Consider the following 26010-nt stretch of genomic DNA (forward strand, 5'->3'; position numbering starts at 1 on the left):
CCCGCACCATCGCGCCGCCACTTGCACCACGGCGGTGCGCAGCCCGCCACGCCCGGCCACGTGCGCGATTGCTACTAAAACCATAGCTTCTCGCGCTTACCCATCAAGCGCTAGCGGACTATTCAGCCCAACCCATGAGCGCACACCTCTCACCCCGCCGCACCCTGGCACGCCCATTGCATTGAAGCCAGCGCGGCCACGGTAGGCCGCAGCGCGTGCCCTCTCCAACGGCGGAGGCAGGGCTCGCGGGACGAAGGCGTCCCCACCCGCAACCAGGCCCCTGCCCGGTGCGGCGTGCGGACGCCTTTTTTGTTGATGTGGCTGCGCGGGGCATTCCCGCCGGGGAGACGATGGTGAAGCAATCCAGGCTGGTGATGGTGGGCAATGGCATGGCAGGCGTGCGCGCGCTGGAAGAGCTGCTCAAGATCGCGCCCGACCTCTACGACATCACGGTGTTCGGCGCCGAGCCGCACCCCAACTACAACCGCATCCTGCTGTCGCCCGTGCTGGCGGGCGAGCAGACGCTGGAGGAGATCGTCCTCAACGACTGGTCCTGGTATGCGGACCACCACATCACGCTGCACGCGGGGTGCACCGTGACCCATGTGGACCGCACGCGGCGCACCGTGCATGGCGTGGCGCAGGACGGGCGCACCGTCGAGGCTCCCTACGACCGGCTGATCCTCGCCACGGGCTCCAACCCGTTCATGCTGCCCATTCCGGGCCGTGAGCTGCCCGGCGTGCTGGCCTACCGCGATATCGCCGACACGCAGGCCATGATCGACGCTGCCGCCAGCTACAAGCACGCCGTGGTGATCGGCGGCGGCCTGCTGGGCCTGGAGGCGGCCAACGGCCTCATGAAGCGCGGCATGCAGGTCACCGTGGTGCATGCGGGCGAGTGGCTCATGGAGCGCCAGCTTGACGACGTGGCGGGCAAGCTGCTGCAGCAGTCGCTGGCCGAGCGCGGCATGCAGTTCCTGATGCAGGCGCAGACGCAGGAACTGGTGGCCGGCGGCGACGGCCGCGTGGCCGCGGTGCGCTTCAAGGACGGCAGCGAGGTGCCCGCCCAGCTCGTCGTGATGGCCGTGGGCATCCGCCCCAACACGGCCCTGGCCGAGCAGATGCACCTGCACGTCAACCGCGGCATCGTCGTCAGCGACACGCTGCAGACCGTGACCGACCCGCGCATCTACGCCGTGGGCGAATGCGCGGCGCACCGCGGCATCGCCTACGGGCTGGTGGCGCCGCTGTTCGAGCAGGGCAAGGTGCTGGCCAACCACCTGGCGGAATGGGGTATCGGGCGCTACCAGGGCTCGCTCACCTCCACCAAGCTCAAGGTCACGGGCATCGACCTGTTTTCCGCCGGCGACTTCCAGGGCGGCGAGGGCACGGAGGAGATCGTGCTCAGCGACCCGCATGCCGAGGGCGGCGGTGTGTACAAGAAGCTGGTGCTCAAGGACGACCGGCTCGTGGGCGCCTGCCTCTATGGCGACACGGTGGACGGCAGCTGGTACTTCAAGCTGCTGCGTGACGGCCGCAGCGTGGCCGACATCCGCGACCGGCTCATGTTCGGCGAATCGCACCTGGGCGACGCGGGCCATCAGGGCCAGAACAAGGCCGCCGCCATGGCCGACAGCGACGAGGTCTGCGGCTGCAACGGCGTGACCAAGGGCCAGATCTGCAAGGCGATCAAGGACAAGGGCCTGTTCACGCTGGACGAGGTGCGCAAGCACACCAAGGCCAGCGCCAGCTGCGGCTCGTGCACCGGGCTGGTGGAGCAGATCCTCATGGCCACTGCGGGCGGCGACTATTCCGCCACGCCCAAGACCAAGCCCGTGTGCGCCTGCACCGACCACGGCCACCAGGCCGTGCGCGAAGCCATCCGCACACACCGGCTGCTGACCGTGGACGGCGTGTTTCGCTTCCTGGAGTGGAAGACGCCCAACGGCTGCGCCACCTGCCGCCCGGCCGTGAACTACTACCTCACCAGCACTTGGCCCAAGGAGGCGCGGGACGACCCGCAAAGCCGCTTCATCAACGAGCGCAGCCACGCCAACATCCAGAAGGATGGCACCTACAGCGTGGTGCCGCGCATGTGGGGCGGCGAGACCAGTGCCGCCGAACTGCGCCGCATTGCCGACGTGGTGGACAAGTACCAGATCCCCACGGTGAAGGTCACGGGCGGCCAGCGCATCGACCTGCTGGGCGTGAAGAAGGAAGACCTGGTCAACGTCTGGCGCGACATCGGCATGCCCTGCGGCCACGCCTACGCCAAGGCACTGCGCACGGTGAAGACCTGCGTGGGCAGCGAGTGGTGCCGCATGGGCACCCAGGACAGCACGCAGCTTGGCAAGGACCTGGAGCACGCCTTCGTGGGCATGTACGCGCCGCACAAGGTCAAGTTCGCCGTCAGCGGCTGCCCGCGCAACTGCGCCGAGAGCGGCATCAAGGACGTGGGGATCATCGGCGTGGACTCGGGCTGGGAGATGTACGTGGCCGGCAACGGCGGCATCAAGACCGAGGTGGCGCAGTTCTTCACCAAGCTCAAGACCGCCGAGGAGGTGCTGGAGTACACGGGCGCCTTCATGCAGCTGTACCGCCTGGAGGGCTGGTACCTGGAGCGCACGGTGCATTTCGTCGCCCGCGTGGGATTGGACTACGTCAAGCGCCGCGTACTCCAAGATGCCCCCGGCCGCCAGGCGCTGTGGCGCGAGCTGCAGGACGCGCTGGCGGGCGAGCCCGACCCGTGGTTCGAGTTCGAGCCGGCGGCGGTGGACCGGCGCCAGTTCATCCCGATCACGCAGATCCCCGCATGAACGTTGGCATGAGTTTCGGCCAAAAGTGTCTGTCACGCCCTGCCAGCAAGCGCCAACAGCTCCTAAAGGAATAGCTATGACCACCTGGACCCCGATCTGCTCCCTGGACGACATCCCCGTGCTCGGCGCGCGCCGCGTGGCCCGCCCGCACGGCATGGACGTGGCCGTCTTCCGCAACGACGCCGGCGGTGTGTTCGCCCTGCTCGACCGCTGCCCCCACAAGGGCGGCCCCTTGAGCCAGGGCATCGTCTTCGGCAACAGCGTGGCCTGCCCGCTGCACAACTGGACCATCGGCCTGTGCGACGGCCAGGCCGCCGCCCCCGACGAAGGCTGCACGCCGCGCTTTCAGGTCAAGGTGGAAGCCGGCACCGTCTACCTGGACGCCCAGGAACTGGCCCACCACGCCCTGGACCTGCAACGCCCGGTGGCCGGCCCCGCGTTGCGCTGCAAGGCAAACCCACCATGACCCCGCGCAGGCGCAACGCGCCGCGCAAGGCCAGGCCGAGCGCAGCGATGGCCCGAATGGGCTGTCCGGTTTCCGGGTTCCCTTCAGGATGCGCCGAGGAGCGCAGCGGCCAGCGGATCAGGGCTCGCGATTGTTTGAGCGAAGCGAGTTTGAGCGAGACCCCGCTGGACGCGAGCACCGCAGGTTGCCCGTAGCGAAGCGAAGGGACGCAGCCTGTAGGGTCGCCTTTCTTTTGGGTACTTTGCTTTGGCGAAGCAAAGAAAAGTACCTCGCCCGCCGGGGCGAGTCCCGGCCAGCCACATCCAAAAAGAATAGCTACTCGCGCCCACCACAAGCCCTAAAGCCCAAAAATACCAAGAGAACACGCCATGCAAGAAACCCGTTCCACCTGCCCCTACTGCGGCGTAGGCTGCGGCGTGATCATCCAGTCCGACGGCGACACCATCACCGGCGTGCGCGGCGACCCCCACCACCCCGCCAACTTCGGCCGCCTGTGCACCAAGGGCAGCACCCTGCACCTCACCGCCAGCCGGCCCGTCACACTGCAGACCCGGCTGCTGCAACCCCAGCTGCGCCCGCAGCGCGGCCAGGCAGCGCACCCCATCGACTGGGACGCGGCTCTCGACACCGCGGCGCAGCGCTTCGCCGCCACCATCGACCGCCACGGCCCCGACGCGGTGGGCTTCTATCTGAGCGGCCAGTTGCTCACCGAGGACTACTACGTCTTCAACAAGCTGGCCAAGGGCCTGATCGGCACCAACAACATCGACACCAACTCGCGCCTGTGCATGAGCAGCGCCGTGGCCGGCTACAAGGCCACGCTGGGCGCCGACGCGCCGCCCGCCTGCTACGACGACCTGGCCCACGCGCAATGCCTGTTCATCGCCGGCAGCAACACGGCCTGGGCGCACCCCATCGTGTTTCGCCGCATCGAGGACGCGCGCGCCGCCAACCCGGCCATGAAGATCATCGTGGCCGATCCGCGCCGCACCGACACCGCGGCCATGGCCGATCTGTTCCTGCCCCTGCTGCCGGGCAGCGACGTGATGCTGTTCAACGCCATGCTGCACGTGATGCTGCGCGAGGGCTGGGTGGACCAGGGCTACATCGCGCGCCACACCAGCGGCTTCGCCGATTTGCAGGCCGTGGTGCAGGACTGCACGCCCGAGCGCGCTGCCGCCGTCTGCGGCCTGCCGCCGCAGGACATTGCCACCGCAGCGCGCTGGTTCGCAGGCGTGGAGGGCATGGCGGAGGGTGGGCCGCGCCGGCCCACGCTGAGCCTGTACTGCCAGGGTCTCAACCAGAGCACCAGCGGCACGGCCAAGAACGCCGCGCTGATCCACCTGCACCTGGCCTGCGGGCAGATCGGCCAACCGGGCGCAGGCCCCTTCAGCCTGACGGGCCAGCCCAACGCCATGGGCGGACGCGAGGTGGGGGGCCTGGCCAACCTGCTGCCCGCGCACCGCGACATGGCCAACCCCGACCACCGCGCCGAAGTGGCCCGGCTGTGGGGCGTGGGGTCGGTGCCCGCGCGGCCCGGCAAGACGGCGGTGGAGATGTTCCAGGCCGCGGCCGACGGCGAGATCAAGGCGCTGTGGATCGCCTGCACCAACCCCGCGCAGAGCTTGCCCGACCAGACCACCGTGCGCCGCGCCCTGCAGCGCGCCGAGTTTGTGGTGGTGCAAGAGGCCTTCGCCACCACCGCCACCGCGCAGTACGCCGACCTGCTGCTGCCCGCCACCACCTGGGGCGAAAAGACCGGCACCGTCACCAACAGCGAGCGCCGCATCAGCCGCGTGCGCGCGGCAGTGGCCGCACCCGGCGGTGCGCGGCACGACTGGCAGATCGCGCTGGCGCTGGCGCAGCGGCTGGAGAGGCACCTGCGCCCCGGCCAGCCCACGCTGTTCCCCTACACCGGCGACACGGCGCAGGCCTGCGCCGAGGCCATCTGGAACGAACACCGCGAGACCACGCGCGGGCGCGACCTGGACATCACCGGCCTGACCTGGGCCGCGCTGGAGGCCGACGGGCCGCAGCAGTGGCCCTACCCGAGCGGCGCCCGCGCGGGCCGCGCGCGCCTGTATGCGGACGGCGTCTTTCCCACTCCCGACGGGCGTGCGCGCTTCGTCCCCGCGGCCTGGCAGCCCCTGTCCGAGCCGCCCAGCGCGCGCTACCCGTTCAGCCTGACCACGGGACGCCTGCGCGACCAGTGGCACGGCATGAGCCGCACCGGCACGCTGGGGCAGCTGTTCGGCCACGCGTCCGAGCCCGCGCTGCAGATGCACCCGCAGGACCTGCAGCGCCTGCAGTTGGCCGCTGGCGACCTGGCGCATGTGACCAGCGCGCGCGGCTCCATCATCGCGCCCGTGCAGGCCGACGACACGCTGGCACCCGGGCAGGCCTTCATGGCCATGCACTGGGGCGGCGAATACCTGGGCGGGCGCTCCAGCACGGGCCGGCCGCTGGCGGGCGTGAACGCGCTCACCACGCCGGCCTTCTGCCCTGGCTCCAAACAGCCGGAGCTCAAGCACGCGGCGGTGAAGGTGCTCAAGGCCGAGTTGCCCTGGACGCTGCTGGCCATGGCCTGGCTGCCCGAAGATGAAGCCCTGGCCGCGCGCGAGGCCCTGGCCGCGCTGATGCCAGAGCTACCCTTCGCCCACTGCGTGCCCTTCAGCGGCGCCGCGCCGGCGGCAGGGCCCGCGCGCACGGGCGTTCTGCTGCGCGGTGCCGCGCACGAGGCGCCGCCACCGGCCCTGCTCGCTCGCATCGAGCACCTGCTGCACCTGGACGGGCCTGGCACGCTGCGCTATGCCGACCGCCGCCGCGCCCAGCACCGCGCCGCGCGCCTGCAGCGCCAGGCCGACGGCCGCACCACTTTGGACGCACTGCTGCTGGCCGGCAATGGCAGCGCTGGCGGCTGGCTGCGCACGCTGCTGCAGGAAGAACTGCCCGTGCAGACCTATGGCCGGTTGCTGCTGCTGCCCACCCAGCAGCCGCCCGTGGCCGTGGCCGCACGCGGCAAGCGGGTGTGCGTCTGCATGAACGTGACCGATACCGACATCACCGAGCGCCTGGGCCAGTGCCAGGGCAGCCCGGCCGAGCGCTTGGCGCAGTTGCAGGGCGCGCTGCGCTGCGGCACGCAATGCGGCTCCTGCGTGCCCGAGCTCAAGCGCATGGTGCAGGCGGCGGTCGCCGGCATAGGCACCACTGCGGTGCAGGCAGCATGACGCGGCACACAATTCGCCGCACGCATATAACGGGCGGTTATCAGACATGCCGCAGAATGGACACCACTCGTCCCACCCGCCAGCCAATACCCCATGGGCATCAGCCACTACATCAAGGAAATCGGCCGCGGCGCACGCGGCGCCAAGGCACTGGACCGCGCGCAAGCCGCCGATCTGTTCGGGCAAGTGCTCGACGGCCAGGTGACCGATCTGGAGATCGGCGCCTTCTGCGTGGCCATGCGCATCAAGGGCGAGACCGCCGAGGAAATGTGCGGCCTGCTGGACGCGGTGCATGCGCGCATCGCCGCCATACCGGCCTGTGCGGGCGGGCAGCCGCTCATCGTGCTGCCCAGCTACAACGGCGCGCGCAAGCTGCCCGTGCTCACGCCGCTGCTGGCGCTGCTGCTGGCGCGCGAAGGCCTGCCCGTGCTGCTGCACAGCATGCGCACCGAGGCGCGCCGCGTTCTGGCATCAAATGTGCTTGAAGCGCTGGATATACCTGCGCTAACAGCTCCTCAATCCATAGCACCCGGCAGCGTGGCGCACATCGGCACCGCGGTGCTGCTGCCCGGGCTGGCGCGCCTGCTGGCGGTGCGCGAGGTGATCGGCCTGCGCACACCGGGGCACAGCGTGGCCAAGCTGATGAACCCCTGCGCCGGCCCGGCGCTGGTGGTGAGCAGCTTCACACACCCCGAATATTTCGACATCCTGAGCGGCACCTTTGCCACGCTGGGCGCGCACGCGTTGCTGTCGCGCGGGCTGGAGGGCGAGGTGGCGGCCGACCCGCGCCGCACGCCGCGCTACGACGCCTTCATTGGCGGCACGCACCAACTGCTGCAAGACCAGCAGCCCGGCACGGCCGCCGAAGTGCCGGGCCTGCCGACCGAGATCGACGTGGCCACCACCGCCGCCTATACCCGGCGCGTGCTGGCGGGCGATGCGCCCGTGCCCCCTGCCCTGCGCCAGCAGGTGGAACATATCTTGCACTTGAGCCGTCAAATCACTGCACAGGCCTCGTCATGACCACACCTTCTCTTCCAGCCCATGCAGGCAGCTGCACCCTGGTGGGCGCCGGCCCCGGCGACCCCGAGCTGCTCACCCTCAAGGCGGTGAAGGCCATCCAGGCCGCCACCGTGCTGCTGGTGGACGACCTGGTGAGCGACGCCATCGTCGCCCTGGCCCGCCCCGGCGCCCGCGTCGTGCATGTGGGCAAGCGCGGCGGCTGCAAGAGCACGCCCCAGGCGTTCATCGAAAAGCTCATGCTCACCGCCGTGCAGGAGGGCGAGACCGTGGTGCGCCTGAAGGGCGGCGATCCGTTCATCTTTGGGCGGGGAGGCGAAGAAGTGGAGCACCTGCGCGCGGCGGGCGTGCCGGTGCAGGTGGTCAATGGCATCACCGCCGGCCTGGCGGGCATGACGCAGCTGGGCGCGCCGCTCACCCACCGCGAACATGCGCACGGCGTGGTCTTCATCACGGGCCACAACAAGCCTGGGAACCAAGGCACCGACTGGCGCCAGCTGGCCGCCACCGCGCGCGATGCACGCCTGACCCTGGTGATCTACATGGGCGTGACCGGCTGCGCCCACATCCAGGAGGAACTGCTCACCGGCCTGCCTGCGCACACGCCGGCGGTGGTGATCCAGCATGTGAGCCTGCCGCAGCAGCGCCACGCGGTGACCACGCTGGGCCAGTTGCAGTCCACCATCACCCGCGAGGGGCTGGCCAGCCCCTCGGTGATCGTGATCGGCGACGTGGTACGCGGCATCCAGGCCGTGGCGCACGGCGAAGATGCAGCCCCGGTAGCAGGCACGCGCAGCCGGGCGGTGTGACGGCTCAGCCGGCGGCGCTGGCCTGCGCCGCCTGGCGGATCTGCGCGAAGCGCTCGGCCTGTTCCTTGCGCAGGGCCTTGCGCAGCAGCGCGGCCTCCCAGCGGCGGCGCTCGTCGTAGCTGGTGGGGGCCAGCGGCGGCACGGGGGTGGGTTTGCCCGCATCGTCCACTGCCACCATCGAGAAGAAACAGCTGTTCACATGCCGCACCACCTGGGTGCGGATGTTCTCGGCCACCACCTTGATGCCGATCTCCATGGACGACGTGCCAGTATGGTTGACGCTGGCCAGGAAGGTCACCAGTTCGCCCACGTGGATGGGCTGCAGGAACATCACCTGGTCCACGCTCAGCGTGACCACGTAGCTGCCCGAATAGCGGCTGGCGCAGGCATAGGCCACCTGGTCCAGCAGCTTGAGGATGGCGCCGCCGTGGACGTTGCCGGAGAAGTTGGCCATGTCGGGCGACATGAGCACGGTCATGCTGAGTTGGTGCGCGGGAAGGTGCATGGCGGTATTAGAGCGTGTTTACGCCGACCGTGCGAGGCCGGAGCACGTGCCTTCACCCGCCACGCCCCGTGTCACACCCGCGTCACGGTTTCTTGGTTTCCCCCAGTGGGCGCGTACGCCGGCGTTCCTAGCATGGTCCCTGCGCTGCCCATGGCGGTGCAGCGCCAGCCCAATACAAAAAGCAGGGAGCTCCCATGACCACACCGTTCATCGCCCACCCTTGTGCGCCGCGCAGGCGGCTGCTGCAGTCGCTGTGCGCGAGTGCCTGTGCGCTCGCGTGGCCGGCGCTGGCCCAGCAGCGCTCGGCAGACGCCAAGGCAGCCATCCTCATCGGGCGCTCCTCGGCACTGTCGGGCCCCATGGCGCCGTTCCTCACGCCGGTGCACGAGGGGCAGGAGGTCGCCCTGGCGGACTTCAATGAGGCCGGCGGCGTCGCAGGGCGCAAGGTGCAGCTCGTGTCCCTGGACGACAAGTTCGACGCCGCGCTCGCCCTGGACAACGCCCGCAGACTCGTGCAGGACAGCGGCGTGGTCGCGCTGTTCGGCCAGGCCGGCACCTCGCAGGTGCTGGCGCTGCTGCCCTACCTGGCGCAGGCACGCACGCCGCTGGTGGCCGTCTACACCGGCAGCCCCGCGGTGCACGGCGCGCGCAGCCCCTACCTGTTCACCACCAGCGCCAGCTACGCGGACGAGCTGGTGAAGATCGTGCGCAACCTCGTGGCCATTCAGACCACGCGCATCGGCGTCGCCTACGAGAACAACGACTTCGGCAAGCTCGCCCTGCCCCTGGTCGAGAAGGCCATCACGGCCGAGGGCGGCACCTTCGTGGGCGCCCATGCCATGCACAGCAGCGGCCAGGACGCCGAGGCCGCCGCCAAGGCCCTGGCGGCCCTGCGGCCGCAAGCCGTGGTGATGATTGCCGCGGGCCCGCCCGTGGTGGCCTACGTGCGCGCCAATAAGGCGCACCTGGGCGTGCCGGTGTACACGCTGTCGCTGGGCGCGGGTGCGCAGGTCATCCGCGCGCTGGGCAGTGACGCGCGCGGGCTGGCCGTGGCGCGCACCACGCCGCCGCCCACGCGGCTGACCACCGCCGTGGCGCGCGAGTTCCAGGCGTCCATGAAGCGCCACGGCCACCCCGTGGACTATGACCGCTTCAGGGGCTACCTGGACGCGCGCATCCTCATTGAAGGCCTGCGCGCCTCGGGCCCTTCGGTGACGGGCGCATCGCTGGCGGCGACCCTGGAAGGGCTGCACAAGGTGGACCTGGGCGGCTACACCTACCAGTACAGTGCGCAGAACCGCAATGGCTCCAGCTACGTGGACATTGCCGTGATCGGGCCCGACGGCAACTACATGCACTGAACTGCCTGCACTGCACGGCCTCGGAGCCCGTACGCGACAATCGGCGGCTTTGCCCGCCAGGTTGCTGCCCGTGTCCACACCCTTCTTTGATGCCGTCATCATCGGCGCCGGCGCCGCCGGTCTGTTCTGCGCCGCCCAGGCGGGCCAGCGCGGGCTCAAGGTGCTGCTCGTCGACCATGCCGACAAAGTGGCCGAGAAGGTCCGCATCTCGGGCGGTGGGCGCTGCAACTTCACCAACCGCGACCTGGACGTGCGCGCGCCGCACAAGCACTTCGTGGGGCAGAACGCGCAGTTCTGCCGCTCCGCGCTGTCGCGCTACACGCCGGCGGACTTCATCGCGCTGGTGGAGCGCCACGGCATCGCCTACCACGAGAAGCACAAGGGCCAGCTGTTTGCCGACCGCTCGGCCGAGGACATCATCGCCATGCTGCTGGCCGAATGCGCCCAGGGGCGCGTGGAGCGCTGGCAGCCCTGCGGGGTCAAGAATGTAGTCTTTTTGGCCGATGAGGCAGGCGGTAAAAGCGCTGGCAGCTATCAAATTGATACCGATCGCGGCCCGGTGCAGGCGCGCAGCCTGGTGGTGGCGACGGGCGGGCTGTCCATCCCCAAGATCGGTGCCACGGACTTCGGCTACCGGCTGGCACAGCAGTTCGGACTGCCGCTGGTGGCGCAACGCCCCGGCCTGGTGCCGCTGACCTTCGACGGCCAGGCCTGGGCGCCCTACGCACAGCTTGCCGGGCTGGCACTGCCGGTGGAGATCAGCACCGGCGCCAAGAAGGAACGCATGGCCTTCGTGGAAGACCTGCTGTTCACGCACCGCGGGCTGTCGGGCCCGGCCGTGCTGCAGATCTCCAGCTATTGGCAGCCGGGCACGCCGCTGGCCATCAACCTCGCACCGGGCGTGGACCTGCCGGCCGCACTGGCCCAAGCCAAGGTGCGCTCGCGCAAGCTGATCGCCAACGAACTCGCCGCGCTCGTGCCCAGCCGTCTGGCCGACGCCTGGGCCAGCCAGATCGTGGACTGGCAGCGCCCCATCAACGAAGCCGCGGACAAGGCCCTGGCGCGGTTGGCCGAGCGGCTGGCGCGCTGGGAGCTCACCCCCACGGGCACCGAAGGCTACAAGAAGGCCGAGGTGACGCTGGGAGGCGTGGACACGCGCGCCCTGTCGCAACAGACCATGGAATGCAAGGCCCAGCCGGGCCTGTACTTTATCGGCGAGGTGGTAGACATCACCGGCTGGCTGGGCGGCTACAACTTCCAATGGGCCTGGGCCAGCGCCCACGCCTGCGCCCAGGCCCTCCCGCTCCACTGAACGCCCTCCGTCTCTAGGGGCCGTCTGCGCGCGAATTTCTGGCCGATTTTTAATATTCATGTAAAATGAATCTTAAGAAAACCGCCCTGCCAAAGGCCCGCCATGTCCCTGCCCCCGCTCGTCTCCGCCTCCCGCCCGGCCCAGTCCGCCGCTCCGCTGCAAGGCTGGCCTTTGCTGCGACTGGGGTTTCGGCCCTTCTACCTGGGCACGGCCCTGCTGGCCTGTCTGGCGGTGCCGCTGTGGATAGCGATCTTTCTGGGCCGCATCCAGGTGCCGTTGCCGATGTCACCTTTGCTGTGGCACGCGCACGAGATGCTGTTCGGCTTCGCCGCAGGCGTGGTGGTGGGCTTTCTGCTCACCGCCGTCAAGGCCTGGACCGGCCTGGAGACGGCCCGCGGTCCGCTGCTGGGCGCGCTGGCCCTGCTGTGGCTGGCCGCGCGGCTGGCTTCGCTGGTGGCGCCCTACGCCGTCTATGCCACGCTGGACATGCTGCTGCTGCCGGCCGTGGCCGCCGTGCTGCTGCGCGTGCTGATCAAGGCCGGCAACAAGCGCAACATTCCGCTGATCTGCCTGTTGCTGCTGATGGCTGCGGCCAACCTGGTGTTCCATCTTTCGGTGCTGGGCATCGTGGCGGTGCCGGCCGTGAGCGCGCTGTATGCCGAGCTGGCGCTGATCCTCATGGTGGTGAGCGTGATCACCGGCCGCGTGGTGCCCATGTTCACGCGCAACGTGACGCCCGGCCTGGTCATCAACATGCCGCGCAAGTTCGAGCTGTCGCTGCTGGCCGTCACGGCCGTGGCGCTGGCGCTGTGGGTGTTCGCAGCGCCCGCGCCGGTGGTGCTGGTGGCCAGCCTCGCGGCGGGTGTGATGCATGCGGTGCGGCTGTGGAAGTGGCATCCGCAGGTCACGTTCAAGCGCCCCATCCTCTGGATCCTGCACGCTTCGTACGCATGGCTGCCCCTGGGCTTCGTGCTGCTGGCGCTGGCGCAACTGGGCTGGGTCGTGCCGTCGCTGGCCGTGCATGCCTTTGCCGTGGGCGTGATCGGCGGGCTGATCATCGGCATGGTCACGCGCACCGCGCGCGGCCATACGGGCCGGCCGCTGCAGCCCTCGCGCGGCGAGGTGGTGGCCTATGCCCTGGTGATGCTGGCCGCCGTGCTGCGCGTGCTGGTGCCCGCCGTGCAACCCGCGTGGTACGCCTATGCGCTGGAAGGCGCCGCCTGCTTGTGGACCATCGCCTTCGCGATCTACCTCGTGATCTACACCCCCTGGCTGATGCGCACCCGTCTGGACGGCAAGGACGGCTGATGCCGGCCCATGCCTCACAACTGCAAGCTCCCTCCCCCCTTTTTTTACACACACCCGAAAGGTTGAACCATGAGCAACACCGTTTCCGTGATCGACGTACGCACCATCGCTCCTTATGAGCGCCATGCGCAAATCTTTGGCCGCCTGGACGCGCTGGGCGCGGGCGAGTCGCTGCAGATCGTGAACGACCACGACCCCGTGCCGCTGCGCATGCAACTGGAAGGCCGTGCACCCGGCCAGTTCCAGTGGGCGTACCTGGAGGCAGGCCCCCGACAGTGGCAGATCGAAATCACCAAACTGGCATCCAAGACCCAGGCCGCCGCAGAGGCTGAAGACTCCTGCTGCTCGGGCGGTGCTTGCTGCGGCTGATCGGCAAAGCCACTCAACCAAAGCAAAAGGGGCAGGTATCACCTGCCCCTTTTTGATCGTCCCTGCTTCACAGCCCCAGCGCCAGCTGCGCCTCCTCGCTCATCATGGAGCGGTCCCAGGGCGGGTCAAACACCAGATTCACCGTGATCTCGCCCACGCGCGGCAGGGCCAGCAGCTTGTCGCACACCTCGTCGGCAATCGCTTCGCCCATGCCGCAGCCGGGGGCGGTGAGCGTCATGTCCACCAGCGCGCGCACCTTGTGGGCATCGTCGGGCAAGGGCTCGAAAGCCAGCCGGTACACCAGGCCCAGGTCCACGATGTTCACCGGGATCTCCGGGTCGTAGCAGGTGCGCAGCGTCTCCCACACCAGCGGCTCCAGTTCCTCGATGGGCAGGTCCGCGGGCGCAGTGATAGTCTCGGGCGGCGTCTTGCCGATAGCGTCGGCATCCACACCCTTCAGCCGCATGAGCTGGCCTTCGACCAGCAGCGTGAAGGAAGAACCCAGCGCCTGCGTGATCTGCGCCAGTTGCCCGGCCTCCAGTTCGATCGGCTCGCCGCTGGGAATCGCCTCCACGATCACGTTGCGGCGCACCAGCACATCCTCGCGATGGCGGCGGTAGGTCATGCGGGCTCCTCCTCAGTACTTACGCTCTGGCCGTTGCCGTTGTCGGCAATCGCATGCATCAGCGCATGCCAGCCCAGCAGGGCGCACTTGATGCGGCTGGGGTACTGGCGCACGCCGGCCAGGCTGACCAGCTTGCCCAGCGGGGCGTCCTCAGGCGCCTCCTCTCCCGTCAGCACCGCACGAAAGTGCTGCTGCAGCGCCTGCGCGGCGGCAACCTCCTTGCCCTTCACGGCCTCGGTCATCATCGAGGTAGAGGCCATGCAAATCGCGCACCCCTGGCCGGTGAAGCGGATGTCCTGCACGCGCCCTTGCTGCAGCTGCAGCTCCACGGCAATGCGGTCGCCACACGACGGGTTGGTGCCCTGCGCCTGGTGCGTGGGCTGCGGCAAATGGCCGAAGTTGCGCGGTGCGCGCTTGTGCTCCAGCACCACTTCCTGGTACAGCTCGTTCTCGGCGTTGCCGGTGAATCCAGTCATCGCATGACCTCCAGCGCCTGTGCCACGCCGGCGATCAAGCGCTCGACCTCCTCATGGCTGTTGTACAGCGCGAACGATGCGCGCGTGGTCGGCCCCAGCCCCAGGTGCTCCTGCAGCGGCTGTGCGCAGTGGTGGCCCGTGCGCGCGGCGATGCCGCGCTCGTCCAGCAGCGTGCCGATGTCGTGCGGGTGCACGTCGCGTGCCACAAACGACACCAGCGACGCCTGCGTGGCATGCGGGGCAAGCACCGTCACACCCTCCAACGCCGACAAGCCCGCCAGCGCCTGCGCGCGCAGGGTCTGCACGTGCAGGTCAATGGCCTCTCGGCCAATACCATCGATGAAGCGCGCCGCCGCCGCCAGGCCCACGGCCCCGGCCACGTTGGGCGTGCCGCCTTCCAGCCGCGCAGGCAGCGCCGCATAGCCCGCAGCGGTGTAGCTCACCCACTCCACCATGTCGCCCCCCAGGCGCAGCGGGTACAACCGCTCCAGCGCCTCGCGCCGGCCGGCCAGTGCGCCGGTGCCCATGGGCCCGTACATCTTGTGGCCGGAGAAGGCCATGAAGTCCGCCTCCAGCTCCGCCAGAGCGGGCATGGCATGGCCCACCGCCTGCGCGGCATCCAGCACCGTGAGGGCGCCAGCCGCGCGTGCCATGGCCAGCAGCGCCTCATACGGAGGACGCTCGCCCGTGGCATTGGCGCAGGCCGTGAGTGCCAGCACACGGGTGTTGGGTGTGAGCAATGGCGCCAGATCGGCCTCATGCACGCGCCCCTGAGCGTCGGGCTGGAGGACGACCAGTTCCGCCCCGCTCATGCGTGCAGCCTGCTGCCAGGGCACCAGGTTGGCATGGTGCTCCAGCCCGCTCACGATGATGCGGTCGCCGGGGCGCAGCCAGGCCTTGCCCGGCCCCGCTGCCCACAACCCTTGGGCCACGAGGTTCAGCGCCTCGGTCGTGCCGCTGGTGAAGACCAGTTCATGCTGCGTGCCCGCGCCGATGAAGCGCTTGAGCGTGGCGCGCGCCTCTTCAAAGGCGTCGGTGGCGCGCTGGCTCAGCGTGTGCACGCCGCGGTGAATGTTGGCGCGGTCATGGCGTTCGAAGCGCTGCATGGCTTCCTGCACCGCCAGCGGCATCTGCGTGGTGGCGGCGTTGTCCAGATAGGCCAGGGGCTGGCCGTGGATGCGCTGCGCCAGCACCGGAAACTGCGCGCGCAGTGCCTGCACCGGCAGGCCGCCGGTGTGCAACAAAGGATGTGGTTTACCCATGGTGTGCTTCCTCGGCTGTGGGCTTCAGGCGGGCGATCGCACCGGCCAGCCAGCCGCTCTGCAGCCACTGCGCCAGCATGCCGTCCCCCTCGGTCCCCAGGCATCGATCAAGCAACGCTTGGGCCATGCCTTCGATGATGAGCGCGCGCGCAGCCGCGTCATCCAACCCGCGCTGGCGGGCGTAGAACAGCGCATCCTCGGGCAACGCGCCCCAGGTAGCGCCGTGCGCGGCCTGCACGTTGTCGTGCAGGATCTCCAGGTGCGGGCGCAGGATCAAACGTGGCTGGCCCGCCAGCGGCACGCCGGCCAGGCGCTGGCGCACATCGGCCCCGTCACTGCCGGGCGCGATGCGCGTATAGGCATTCGCCACCGCGTGGGCGCGGCCCTGGGCCAGGGCCAGGGTCTCGACCTGGCTCACGGCTTGGGCGGCTTGCAGGTCGGTGTACGTCTGCTGGTCCAGCTTGCCGTCCGCCAACAGCAGCAACGCGGCCTGCCGCGCGCTGGCGCCCGCGCCCTGCAGCGTGATGTGGCTGCGTTGCAGGTGGTAGCTGGCGCCCGTGGCAACCAGCGCCTGGGCATAAGCGGCACCTGCCGCCACATGGACCTGCAGGTGGTGCGCCACGCGGTCGTCAGCCAACGGCGCAGCGACGCGCAGGTGTTGTAGCCGTGCCCCCTGCGCCAGACGAATGTGGGCGTGCAGGTTTTGCGCCACGGTCGACAGACCGTCTGCGGCAGGCCGCTCATGGGTTTCGATCAGAACGCACTGCACGCCGGCTTCCACGTCCAGCACCAGCAAGGGCGCCTCGGCCGCGGCGCCGGGCTGGTGGTACAGCTCCAGGCGCACAGGCTCGCGCTCACGGCCCGGCGTGGCGGCCACGCGCAGGCGCAGGCCCCGGCGACACAGGGCACGGTGCGCCCAGGCGAAGGGGGCGGCGGCCCCATCCCCACCGCCGGACTCTGGCGACGGCAGCCCTGCCATCAACTCGGCGCGCTGCGCCGGATCCAGGGCGTCCAGCCAACGCGCCTGGACGCTGGTGGCCGCCTGTGCATGGGGCAGGCGCAGCGTCCAGCCCGCACCCGCGGGCAAGGAGGGCTCATCGACGACCTCGGCCTGCGTTCCCAGCCAGTCCTGCAGCGCGGGCGGGGGCAAGTGGTGAAAGGCTTCGCTGCGCCGGGCAATCCAGCCCTGCGTCTGCAGGCGCTTGCGCGCGGCGTGCATGTCGGCTTGTGCGCTGTTCATGGTGTCATGCCTCCGCCGTGGCAGGTTGGCGCGCAAAGCCCGTGCGGGCGATGCGCCGCGCCAGCTCCACGTCGCCCGTCTCGGCGATGCGGCCCTGGTCCAAGCGCAGCACGGTGTCGGGCTGCAGCTGCTCGATCAGGTGCAGGTAGTGCGATACGACGATGAAGGCCGTGCCCTGTTCGCGCAGTTTCTGCACCAACGCGACCACGGCGCGCACGCCGTCCACGTCCATGCCCGAGTCGATCTCGTCCAGCAGCGCCAGGCGCGGTTGCAGCAGGGCCAGCTGCAGCAGTTCATTGCGCTTGCGCTCGCCGCCGGAAAAACCTTCGTTCACCGGGCGGCCCAGCATGGCCTGGGGCAGCCCCAGTTCCTGGGCGGCCTGCTTGGCGCTGGCCAGGAAGTCGAACGCGTCCAGCGGCTGCTGGCCGCGCGCCTCGTGCACGGCATTCAGCGCGGTGCGGATGAACAGGTTGTTCTTCACGCCGGGCACATCGGGCGGCGACTGGAAGGACACGAACAGCCCCGCGCGGGCGCGCTCATGCGCGGGCAGCTGCAGCAGGTCCTGCCCGTCCAGCAGCGCCTGGCCGTCCTGCACCTGGTAACTCGGGTGGCCGGCCAGCGCCATGCCCAGCGTGCTCTTGCCGCTGCCGTTGGCGCCCATCAGCACGACGAGCGCGCCGGCGGGCACGTCCAGCGAGACCGATTGCAGCACGGTGCGCTCGCCAACGCGCACACGCAGGTCGCGCACTTGCAGCAAAGGAGTGGTGGAGGTCATGTGGGTTTCCTATTAATTTGATAGCTATTCGCGCTGGATGGATAAGGGCTGGATGCCGTTTTTATTCAAATCTTGTGATCTCAGCCCACCGCGCCTTCCAGCGACACGGCAAGCAGCGCCTTGGCTTCCAGCGCGAATTCCATGGGCAACTCTTCCAGCACCGCCTGGCAAAAGCCGCCGACGATGAGGGCCGTGGCCTCCTGCGGGTCGATGCCGCGCTGCTGGCAATAGAACAGGCGCTCCTCCGAGATGCGCGTGGTGGTGGCCTCGTGCTCCACCACGGCATCGCTGCGCGCAGTGTCCACGTAGGGGAAGGTGTGTGCGCCGCAGTCGGGCCCGATGAGCAGCGAGTCGCACTGCGTGTGGTTGCGCGCGCTGGCGGCGCCGGGGTTCACGCGCACCAGGCCGCGGTAGCTGTTGTGCGCGTGGCCCGCGCTGATGCCCTTGGAGACGATGCGGCTGGTGGTGTTCTTGCCCAGGTGGATCATCTTGGTGCCGGTGTCCGCCTGCTGGAAGTGGTTGGACACGGCGATGGAGTGGAACTCGCCGTTCGATTCGTCGCCGCGCAGCACCACGCTGGGGTACTTCCAGGTGATGGCCGAGCCGGTCTCGATCTGCGTCCAGGCGATGCGCGAGCGCCTGCCGGCCGCCAGGCCGCGCTTGGTCACGAAGTTGTAGATGCCGCCCACGCCGTTCTCGTCGCCGGGGTACCAGTTCTGCACCGTGGAGTACTTGATGAACGCGTCGTCGTGCGCGATCAACTCCACCACTGCGGCGTGCAACTGGTTCTCGTCGCGCTGCGGGGCGGTGCAGCCCTCCAGATAGCTGACCGAACTACCCTCCTCGGCAATGATCAGCGTGCGCTCGAACTGCCCCGTGTTCTGCGCGTTGATGCGGAAGTAGGACGACAGCTCCATGGGGCACTTCACGCCCTTGGGGATGTAGACAAAGGAGCCATCGGAAAACACCGCCGAGTTCAGCGCGGCGTAGAAGTTGTCGCCCTGCGGCACCACGGTCCCCAGGTATTTCTCGACCAGCTCCGGGTGGTTCTGCACCGCATGCGAGAACGAGCAGAAGATCACGCCCACTTCGGCCAGCTGCTCGCGGAAGGTGGTGCCCACCGAGACCGAGTCGAACACCGCGTCCACCGCCACGCCCGCCAGGCGGGCGCGCTCGTGCAGCGGCACGTTGAGCTTCTCGTAGGTCTCCAGCAGCTTGGGGTCCACCTCGTCCAGGCTCTTGGGTGCGTTCTTGAGCGACTTGGGTGCCGAGTAGTAGCTCAGCGCCTGAAAATCGATGGGCTCGATCTTCAGGTGCGCCCAGTCGGGCAACTCCATCGCACGCCAGCGCTCGAAGGCCGCCAGCCGCCAGTCCAGCAAGAACTGCGGCTCGCGTTTCTTGCGCGAGATGGCGCGGATGGTGTCCTCGTCCAGGCCCGGCGGCAGGGAATCGGACTCGACGTCGGTGACGAAACCATGCTGGTACGGGCGCTGCAGCGCCTGCTCCAGCGCGGGCGCCTGCGGCGCATCGCGACCGGCGACGGGCGCGTCGAGGATGGCGGGTTGTGAGGACATGACCGTGGGGCGGAGTTTTTAATATTCATATGTTATGAATCTTTTAAAAATCCGCCAAACCCGCATGCGGTCCCTGCACCCGCATCAGGGGTTTACCGGCTCGCCGCTTCTTGGGCCAGCGGCTTGACGTCAGGCCAGCGCATCACCCCACTGAGCCGGTCACCTCGCCCCAGCGCACCACGCCCAGCCAGTTGCGCAGCGCCACCACGCCGGGCGGCGTGATCTCCAGCGCGCGCGATGCCTGCGCGCGCCGCAGCCAGCCGCGCTCCAGGCAATGCACGCACAGCAGCGCCCCCAGGCGCCCGGCCATGTGGGGGCGGCGCTCACTCCAGTCCAGACAGGGCCGGCATGGCGGGCGCCGCGCGGCGCCTGCGGCCAGTGCGTCCTGCGCGGCCAGGCCCAGCGGTGCCAGCACAGCCTGCGCCCGGCCGGTCACCCGCCCACCCGCATCGTCATCGAAGACGATGGCGCCCTCCTCCAACAGGTGCGCGGCGATGGCCACGCCCAGGCGGCCGGCAATATGGTCATAGCAGGTACGCGCCTGGCGCAGCGCCGCGTCGCGCGGGCCCACGACCACGGGCCGCGGCGCCGTCGCCTGCCGCACGGCCAGCTGCATCAGCCCTTCCAGCAAATGCGCCACCTCGGGCGAAGCCAGGCGGTGGTACCGATGGCGCCCCTGGCGTTCCAGCACCAGCAGCCCGGCCTCCACCAACAGGCCCAGGTGGCGGCTGGCCGTGGCGGCAGACACGCGCCCGGCCTCGGCCAATTCACGTGCCGTGAGGGCGCGACCGTCCATCAGCGCGACCAGCATGGCGGTGCGCGCCGGCTCGCCCACCAGGGCCGCGACATGCGCAATCTGGTTGGTATTCATGCGCGCAGTGTGCCGCAGCCAGCCCGGCGCACGCTTCGCTCCAGGACGAAGCATCGGCCGTGCGACGGCCGGCACCATGGAGGCATCCACCCACCACAGGAGCACGCCATGCCCATCACCTGTTTCATCCGCTACGAAATCGACCCCTTTCAGCGCGAGGCCTTCCGCGCCTATGCCGAAGCCTGGGGGCGCATCATCCCGCGCTGCGGCGGCCACCTGCTGGGCTACTTTCTGCCCAGCGAGGGCACCAACTACGAGGCCTGGGGCCTGATCGCCTTCGCCAGCCTGGCCGACTACGAGGCCTACCGCGCCCGGCTCAAGGCCGACCCCGAGGGCCGCGCCAACTTCGAGATGGCGCAGCGCCAGCGCTTCATCCTGCGCGAGGAACGCAGCTTCACCGAGGCGGTGGCGGGCACCCTCGCGCGCCCCGCATCGCCCACCACCACGCAGGCCCAGCCATGATCGCCGTCATCTTTGAAGTGCAGCCGAGCAGCGACGGCCGCCAGGCCTACCTGGACCTGGCGGCGGACCTGCGCGCCGCGCTGCAGGCCATCGACGGCTTCATTTCCGTGGAGCGCTTCGAGAGCCTGTCCACGCCCGGCAAGCTGCTGTCGCTGAGCTTCTGGCGCGACGAAGAGGCCGTGGCCCGCTGGCGCGCGTTGCCGCAGCACCGCCAGGCCCAGGCGGCGGGCCGCGCAGGCGTGTTTGCCGACTACCGGCTGCGCGTGGCCACCGTGCAGCGCGACTACGGCCTGCATGCGCGAGGAGAGGCACCCGCCGACTCGCGCGCCTGCCATGCGCCGCGGCCTGTGCCCAACCCCGCGCCAGGCAGCCGCTTGCCCGGCAGCGCAGAGCCGTTATAATGCTCGGCTCTGCTGGCATGACCCCGTCGGCCGGATACTAGTTACAGACGGGGAAAACCGCCGTATATGGCTTTTGGGCCCGATCTTCCCGAAAACCCGCTAGCGGCACCTATTGGAAAACATTAGCTAATGACGACCATTCGTGTAAAAGAAAACGAACCCTTTGACGTGGCCCTGCGCCGCTTCAAGCGCACCATCGAAAAGCTGGGCCTGCTGACCGACCTGCGCGCCCGTGAGTTCTACGAGAAGCCCACCGCCGAGCGCAAGCGCAAGAAGGCTGCCGCCGTGAAGCGCCACTACAAGCGCGTGCGCAGCATGCAGCTGCCCAAGAAGCTGTACTAAGCACAGCCCGGCGTTGACACCAGACGCCACAAAACCCGCGCTAGGGACGCCAAGCGCGGGTTTTTTGTTTTCTACACCGTTTGACTGGAGAAACACCATGAGCCTTAAGGACCAGATCACCGAAGACATGAAAACCGCCATGCGCGCCAAGGACAGCGAGCGCCTGGGCACCATCCGCCTGCTGCAGGCCGCCATGAAGCAAAAGGAAGTGGACGAGCGCATCACGCTGGATGACGCGGCCATCGTGGCCATCGTGGACAAGCTGATCAAGCAGCGCAAGGACAGCATCACCGCCTTCGAGGGCGCGGGCCGCCAGGACCTGGCCGACAAGGAAAAGGCCGAAATGGCCGTGCTGCAGGCCTACCTGCCCGAACGCATGTCGGCCGACGAAGTGGCTACCGCCGTGAAGGCCATCGTGGCCGAAGTCGGCGCAGAACTGGGCAAGACGGTGGGCCCCGGAGACATGGGCAAGGTGATGGGCGTGGTCAAGACCCGCCTGGCCGGCAAGGCCGACATGGGCCAGGTGTCGGCCGCCGTGAAGGCCGCGCTGAGCAGTTAATTGCCACTATGCTATTCATAGCTGCTTGCGCTTGATCTGTATCGATCACAGACCCATTTGGCATTGAGTTCATTCGCTGGCAAGCGCTGGTAGCTATCGTTTTCGCTGCGCCGCACACGCCCCGCTCAACAGCCGCTCGGACACCCACAGACCTGGCTGCTGGCAGACCGCTGGGCCGCGCGGGGCACGCCCCCCGTATTGGGCGTCCCCCCGCCATTCCGTGCGCAGCGGCAAACGTCCTGCCAACGTCACGAAAGACGCAGACACGGGCGCGCACATTGAACGGACGCTCTCCTCGGTGAACAATGGCGGGCTTACATCGTTTGAAAAGCCACCCATGCAGCAGCAACGCACCCACAAGATCGCCGTGATCGCCGGAGACGGCATCGGCAAGGAAGTCATGCCCGAAGGCCTGCGCGCCGTGCAGGCCGCCGCCCGGCGCTTCGGCCTGAACCTGGAACTGCACACCTTCGACTGGGCGCATTGCGACTATTACGCCCAGCACGGCCAGATGATGCCCGACGACTGGAAGGCGCAGCTGTCGGGCATGGATGCGATCTTCTTCGGCGCCGTGGGCTGGCCGGCGACCGTACCCGATCACATCTCGCTGTGGGGTTCGCTGCTAAAAATGCGCCGCGAGTTCGACCAGTACATCAACCTGCGCCCCGTGCGTCTGTTCGAGGGCGTGCCCTGCCCGCTGGCCGGCCGCAAGCCCGGCGATATCGACTACCTCGTGGTGCGCGAGAACACCGAGGGCGAATACACGTCGCTGGGCGGCATCATGTACGAGGGAACGGACCGCGAGATCGTGATCCAGGAGTCGGTCTACTCGCGCCACGGCGCCAACCGCCTGCTGAAGTTCGCCTTCGACCTGGCGCAAAGCCGCCCGCGCAAGCACGTGACGCTGGCCACCAAAAGCAACGGCATCGCCATCAGCATGCCCTGGTGGGACCAGCGCGCCGACGATGTCGCCAAGGGCTACCCCGAAGTCACGCTGGACAAGCAGCACATCGACATCCTCACCGCGCGCTTCGTGCTGCAGCCGGGGCGCTTCGACGTGGTGGCCGCTACCAATCTGTTTGGCGACATCCTCTCCGACCTGGGGCCGGCCACCACCGGCACCATCGGCCTGGCACCGTCGGCCAACCTGAACCCCGAGCGCACCTTCCCCAGCCTGTTCGAGCCCGTGCACGGCTCGGCGCCGGACATCTACGGCCAGAACATCGCCAACCCGATCGCCATGATCTGGTCCGGTGCGCTGATGCTGGACTTCCTGACCCACGGCCAAGGTGCGGGGCGGCAGGCCCACGATGCCATCGTTGCGGCCATCGAAGAGATCATCAAAATCGGCCCGCGCACGCCAGACCTGGGCGGTGCGGCAAGCACCACGCAGGTGGGCGAGGCCATCGCCGCGCGCATCGCGCACGGGTAACCCCCGCCCGCAGGGCGCGGCATGCTTTTGTCAACGGACTTACGCTATTAATTAAATAGCATGTAGCGCTTATCCATCAAGCGCTGCAGCCCATTTCTGCAACATATTGCGCAAGCCCCCGCTGCGCGCAATGGCCGCGTTCCCGCCGCGGTCCGCACGGCCGGGTTAGCATAGCCCCCCACACTATTTTTTGAATCACCCCATGTCCCACACCCACGGGCAAAAAGACAAGCTGATCGCACGCGTGCGGCGCATCAAGGGCCAGATGGAGGGCATCGAGCGCGCCCTGGAGGGTGACGCCGCGTGCGCGGAAGTGCTGCGGCAGCTCGCTTCGGCACGCGGCGCCATGAATGGTCTGACCACCGAAGTCATGCTGGGCCACCTGCAGGAACACGTGGTGGGCGCCCGCACCGACGCCGAGCGCCGCACCGGCGGCGAAGAAATGATGGACATCCTGCGCTCGTACCTGAAATGACTTCCTCCACCCTGCACACTGCGGGCGCCGCGCCCGCACCCTTCCCCGCCGACCATCACCACGTCTTCCTGGGCGCGGAACACCAGCGCAACGAGCGGCGCGTGTGGCTCGTGATCGCGCTGACGGCCGGCATGATGGTCGCCGAGATCCTGGCGGGCAAACTGTACGGCTCGATGGCCCTGGTGGCCGACGGCTGGCACATGTCCACGCACGCCGGTGCCATGCTGATCACGGCGCTGGCCTATGGGTATGCACGCCGCCATGCGGCCAACCCACGCTTCTCGTTCGGCACCGGCAAGATGGGCGACCTGGCTGGCTTCGCCAGCGCCGTGGTGCTAGCCATCGTGGCGCTGCTCATCGCGTGGGAGAGCTTCCTGCGGCTGACCAACCCCGTGCCCATCCGCTTCGAGCAGGCGATCGCCGTGGCGGTGATCGGCCTGGTGGTGAACCTGGTGTCCGCCCGGCTGCTGCATGGCGGACAGGGGCACCACCACCATGGCCACGATCACGGGCACGACCATCACCACGCCGACCACGACCACGATCACGGCCGCCATGGCCACGACAACAACCTGCGCGCGGCGTACCTGCATGTGCTGGCCGACGCGCTGACCTCCGTGCTGGCCATCGCGGCGCTGCTCGTGGGGCGCAGCTACGGCTGGCTCTGGGCCGACCCGGCCATGGGCGTGGTGGGCGCCCTGGTGATCGCCCGCTGGTCCTGGGGGTTGATCCGTGACGCCGGCAGCGTGCTGCTGGATGCGCCGGCCGAAGGGCCGCAGGTCCGCCAGGAGATCGAGGACATCCTCGCCGCCACGGGCGACACGCTGAAAGACCTGCACGTCTGGCAGGTCGGCCCGGGCCATTTTGCTGCCATCATCTCCGTCGCCTCGGCCACGCCGCAACCCGCGCAACACTACAAGGCCCTGCTGCTGCCAGTGCACGAGCTGTCGCACGTCACCGTGGAAGTACAGGTGCTTTGAGCACACATGCCATGAGTCACCCTCCCTTGCCGTTCTCCCAGGCCTGCGAAAACAACCAGGCGCCCATCTTCGCCGTGCTGCAGCAGGCCTTTGCCGACCGGCGGCATGTGCTGGAGGTGGGTTCGGGCACGGGCCAGCACAGCGTGTATTTCGCGCCGCGCCTGCCCCACCTGGTGTGGCAGACCAGCGACCTGGCGGACAACCACGCGGGCATACGCGCCTGGCATGCGCAGCACCCGGCGCCCAACCTGCGCCCGCCGCTGCTGCTGGACCTGGCGCACAGCGATTGGCCGCAGGGCGACCCTGGCAGCGGGCCGTTCGACGCGGTATTCAGCAGCAACACCGCGCACATCGTGGCCTGGCCGTTGGTGCAGCGCCTGTTCGCGCTGGCCCGTGCCCACCTGCCTGGCGGCGGCGTGCTGGCGCTGTACGGCCCCTTCAACTACGGCGGCACCTACACCAGTGACAGCAACCGCGCCTTTGATGCCTGGCTGCGCCAGCGCGACCCGCACAGCGGCATCCGCCACTTCGAGGACATCGTGGCACTGGCGGCACAGCACGGCCTCGCGCTCGCGCACGACCACGCCATGCCTGCGAACAACCGGCTGCTGGTGTTCCACCGCACCGCCGCCCCGGCGGAGCCTGCCGTAGAGTGACGCCGACACCCCCTCGCCGTCTGCCATGAACCCATCCGAGCCACTGCACCACGGCGCCTGCCTCTGCCAGGGCGTGCGCTTCACGATCCGCGGGCCGCTGGCCCCGATCCAGATCTGCCACTGCGCGCAGTGCCGCCGCGCGCAGGGCAGCGCGTTTGCTGCCAATCTGCCGGTGGACGTGGATCGGCTGCAGTTCCAGGCCGGCCAGGACCTGCTGCGGCGCTTCGAGTCCTCCCCCGGCAAGCGGCGCGTGTTCTGCGGCATCTGCGGTTCGCCAGTATTCAGCCAGCGCGACAGCCTGCCCGGCGTGGTGCGCATCCGCGCAGGCCTGCTGGACGAGCCCGTGGCCACGGCGCCGGCATTCCACATGCATGTGGCCTCGCGCTGCAGCTGGTGGCCCCTCCAGGACGATCTACCCCAGCACCCGCAGGGGTACGTACTGCCCGGCGCGGCCTAGGGCCTGTTCACACTATTTTTGCCAGATGCGTTGCGATCAAAAAGGGCCAGGCGCAAGGCGCCAAACGAAGCTGGGGTGCTACCCCAGCGAGGCTTGGCAACGCCGCGAATGGCCCTTTTTGATCGCAACCCGGAGGGAACGGAGTGAGAACCGCGCCACGCGTCGTTGCCCTCCTAGCCAAGGCCCCGGCCTTGGCGTCGTCACGCGCCTAGATTGGCGCGGTTTTCACG

Annotated in this window: 26 protein-coding genes; 18 read left to right on the forward strand and 8 right to left on the reverse strand. The window is 68.9% G+C overall.

What is annotated here, in order from left to right; translation table 11 throughout:
* The first annotated feature begins 350 nt into the window (after positions 1–350).
* The 5 genes from nirB to cobA all read left to right on the forward strand — a co-directional run bounded on the left by nirB (position 351) and on the right by cobA (position 8338).
* Positions 351–2816 (forward strand): nitrite reductase large subunit NirB, encoded by a 2466-nt coding sequence (gene nirB, locus BV908_RS09930; protein ID WP_103738020.1) that lies wholly within the window; start codon positions 351–353, stop codon positions 2814–2816.
* Positions 2817–2892: 76 nt separating this feature from the next.
* Positions 2893–3282 carry a nitrite reductase small subunit NirD gene (gene nirD / locus BV908_RS09935; RefSeq protein WP_088886406.1) on the forward strand — a complete coding sequence of 130 codons (390 nt, stop codon included), beginning with the start codon at positions 2893–2895 and terminating at the stop codon, positions 3280–3282.
* Positions 3283–3650: 368 nt separating this feature from the next.
* Positions 3651–6509: a nitrate reductase gene (locus tag BV908_RS09945; RefSeq protein WP_103738021.1), complete on the forward strand. Its 2859-nt coding sequence runs from the start codon at positions 3651–3653 to the stop codon at positions 6507–6509.
* A gap of 93 nt (positions 6510–6602) precedes the next feature.
* Positions 6603–7532, forward strand: coding sequence for a DNA-binding protein YbiB (ybiB, locus tag BV908_RS09950; protein ID WP_047350501.1), 930 nt, complete (start codon positions 6603–6605; stop codon positions 7530–7532).
* Positions 7529–8338 carry a uroporphyrinogen-III C-methyltransferase gene (cobA, locus tag BV908_RS09955; RefSeq protein ID WP_011805999.1) on the forward strand — a complete coding sequence of 270 codons (810 nt, stop codon included), beginning with the start codon at positions 7529–7531 and terminating at the stop codon, positions 8336–8338. The genes ybiB and cobA overlap by 4 nt, the downstream gene beginning before the upstream one ends.
* A 4-nt stretch (positions 8339–8342) precedes the next feature.
* On the opposite strand, the gene BV908_RS09960 is transcribed toward cobA, so the two are convergent.
* Positions 8343–8843 (reverse strand): acyl-CoA thioesterase, encoded by a 501-nt coding sequence (locus tag BV908_RS09960; RefSeq protein ID WP_011806000.1) that lies wholly within the window; start codon positions 8841–8843, stop codon positions 8343–8345.
* Positions 8844–9037: 194 nt separating this feature from the next.
* Between BV908_RS09960 and BV908_RS09965 the strand changes: the two genes are divergently transcribed.
* The 4 genes from BV908_RS09965 (at position 9038) to BV908_RS09980 (ending at position 13193) form a co-directional block, all read left to right on the forward strand.
* Complete coding sequence (locus BV908_RS09965; RefSeq protein ID WP_103738022.1) at positions 9038–10204, forward strand: ABC transporter substrate-binding protein; 1167 nt, start codon at positions 9038–9040, stop codon at positions 10202–10204.
* A 70-nt stretch (positions 10205–10274) separates the two neighbouring features.
* The gene (locus tag BV908_RS09970) at positions 10275–11516 is read left to right on the forward strand and encodes an NAD(P)/FAD-dependent oxidoreductase (RefSeq protein WP_011806002.1); all 1242 of its coding nucleotides are present in this window, start codon (positions 10275–10277) and stop codon (positions 11514–11516) included.
* 102 nt (positions 11517–11618) lie between these two features.
* A complete protein-coding gene (locus BV908_RS09975; protein ID WP_103738023.1) occupies positions 11619–12824 on the forward strand; it encodes an NnrS family protein in 1206 nt (401 codons plus the stop codon).
* Between the two features lie 69 nt (positions 12825–12893).
* Positions 12894–13193, forward strand: a complete 300-nt coding sequence (locus BV908_RS09980) for a DUF2249 domain-containing protein (RefSeq protein WP_011806004.1) — start codon at positions 12894–12896, stop codon at positions 13191–13193.
* A gap of 67 nt (positions 13194–13260) precedes the next feature.
* Here the strand turns inward: BV908_RS09980 and sufT are convergent, their stop codons facing one another.
* From sufT to BV908_RS10015, 7 genes are all read right to left on the reverse strand, one after another.
* On the reverse strand, positions 13261–13818 hold the full coding sequence (sufT, locus tag BV908_RS09985) for a putative Fe-S cluster assembly protein SufT (RefSeq protein ID WP_103738024.1): 558 nt from the start codon (positions 13816–13818) through the stop codon (positions 13261–13263).
* Positions 13815–14294: a Fe-S cluster assembly sulfur transfer protein SufU gene (sufU, locus tag BV908_RS09990; RefSeq protein WP_011806006.1), complete on the reverse strand. Its 480-nt coding sequence runs from the start codon at positions 14292–14294 to the stop codon at positions 13815–13817. The genes sufT and sufU overlap by 4 nt, the downstream gene beginning before the upstream one ends.
* Positions 14291–15556 (reverse strand): aminotransferase class V-fold PLP-dependent enzyme, encoded by a 1266-nt coding sequence (locus tag BV908_RS09995; RefSeq protein WP_103738025.1) that lies wholly within the window; start codon positions 15554–15556, stop codon positions 14291–14293. Before BV908_RS09995 ends, sufU begins: the two co-directional genes overlap by 4 nt.
* Complete coding sequence (locus tag BV908_RS10000; protein ID WP_103738026.1) at positions 15549–16796, reverse strand: SufD family Fe-S cluster assembly protein; 1248 nt, start codon at positions 16794–16796, stop codon at positions 15549–15551. Before BV908_RS10000 ends, BV908_RS09995 begins: the two co-directional genes overlap by 8 nt.
* Positions 16797–16800: 4 nt before the next feature.
* On the reverse strand, positions 16801–17571 hold the full coding sequence (gene sufC, locus BV908_RS10005) for a Fe-S cluster assembly ATPase SufC (protein ID WP_103738027.1): 771 nt from the start codon (positions 17569–17571) through the stop codon (positions 16801–16803).
* Between the two features lie 80 nt (positions 17572–17651).
* Entirely contained in the window at positions 17652–19145 is a 1494-nt protein-coding gene (sufB, locus tag BV908_RS10010) for a Fe-S cluster assembly protein SufB (protein ID WP_103738028.1), read from the reverse strand.
* A gap of 142 nt (positions 19146–19287) precedes the next feature.
* Entirely contained in the window at positions 19288–20016 is a 729-nt protein-coding gene (locus BV908_RS10015) for a helix-turn-helix transcriptional regulator (protein ID WP_047350543.1), read from the reverse strand.
* Between the two features lie 108 nt (positions 20017–20124).
* On the opposite strand from BV908_RS10015, the gene BV908_RS10020 reads away from it, so the two are divergent.
* From BV908_RS10020 to BV908_RS10060, 9 genes are all read left to right on the forward strand, one after another.
* On the forward strand, positions 20125–20478 hold the full coding sequence (locus BV908_RS10020) for an NIPSNAP family protein (RefSeq protein ID WP_011806012.1): 354 nt from the start codon (positions 20125–20127) through the stop codon (positions 20476–20478).
* A complete protein-coding gene (locus tag BV908_RS10025) occupies positions 20475–20879 on the forward strand; it encodes an antibiotic biosynthesis monooxygenase (RefSeq protein WP_103738029.1) in 405 nt (134 codons plus the stop codon). The genes BV908_RS10020 and BV908_RS10025 overlap by 4 nt, the downstream gene beginning before the upstream one ends.
* Before the next feature lie 129 nt (positions 20880–21008).
* Entirely contained in the window at positions 21009–21221 is a 213-nt protein-coding gene (rpsU, locus tag BV908_RS10030) for a 30S ribosomal protein S21 (protein ID WP_007833691.1), read from the forward strand.
* Positions 21222–21318: 97 nt separating this feature from the next.
* Complete coding sequence (locus tag BV908_RS10035; protein ID WP_103738030.1) at positions 21319–21780, forward strand: GatB/YqeY domain-containing protein; 462 nt, start codon at positions 21319–21321, stop codon at positions 21778–21780.
* A gap of 337 nt (positions 21781–22117) precedes the next feature.
* Positions 22118–23212: a tartrate dehydrogenase gene (locus BV908_RS10040; RefSeq protein WP_103738031.1), complete on the forward strand. Its 1095-nt coding sequence runs from the start codon at positions 22118–22120 to the stop codon at positions 23210–23212.
* Positions 23213–23414: 202 nt separating this feature from the next.
* Entirely contained in the window at positions 23415–23687 is a 273-nt protein-coding gene (locus tag BV908_RS10045) for a metal/formaldehyde-sensitive transcriptional repressor (RefSeq protein WP_011806016.1), read from the forward strand.
* Complete coding sequence (gene dmeF, locus BV908_RS10050; protein ID WP_210434010.1) at positions 23684–24667, forward strand: CDF family Co(II)/Ni(II) efflux transporter DmeF; 984 nt, start codon at positions 23684–23686, stop codon at positions 24665–24667. The genes BV908_RS10045 and dmeF overlap by 4 nt, the downstream gene beginning before the upstream one ends.
* Positions 24668–24678: 11 nt before the next feature.
* On the forward strand, positions 24679–25323 hold the full coding sequence (locus tag BV908_RS10055; protein ID WP_103738032.1) for a DUF938 domain-containing protein: 645 nt from the start codon (positions 24679–24681) through the stop codon (positions 25321–25323).
* A 25-nt stretch (positions 25324–25348) separates the two neighbouring features.
* Positions 25349–25780, forward strand: a complete 432-nt coding sequence (locus BV908_RS10060) for a GFA family protein (protein WP_047350515.1) — start codon at positions 25349–25351, stop codon at positions 25778–25780.
* Positions 25781–26010: the final 230 nt, after the last annotated feature.

It is taken from the genome of Diaphorobacter sp. LR2014-1, from assembly GCF_002916785.1.
GTDB lineage: Bacteria > Pseudomonadota > Gammaproteobacteria > Burkholderiales > Burkholderiaceae_C > Diaphorobacter > Diaphorobacter nitroreducens.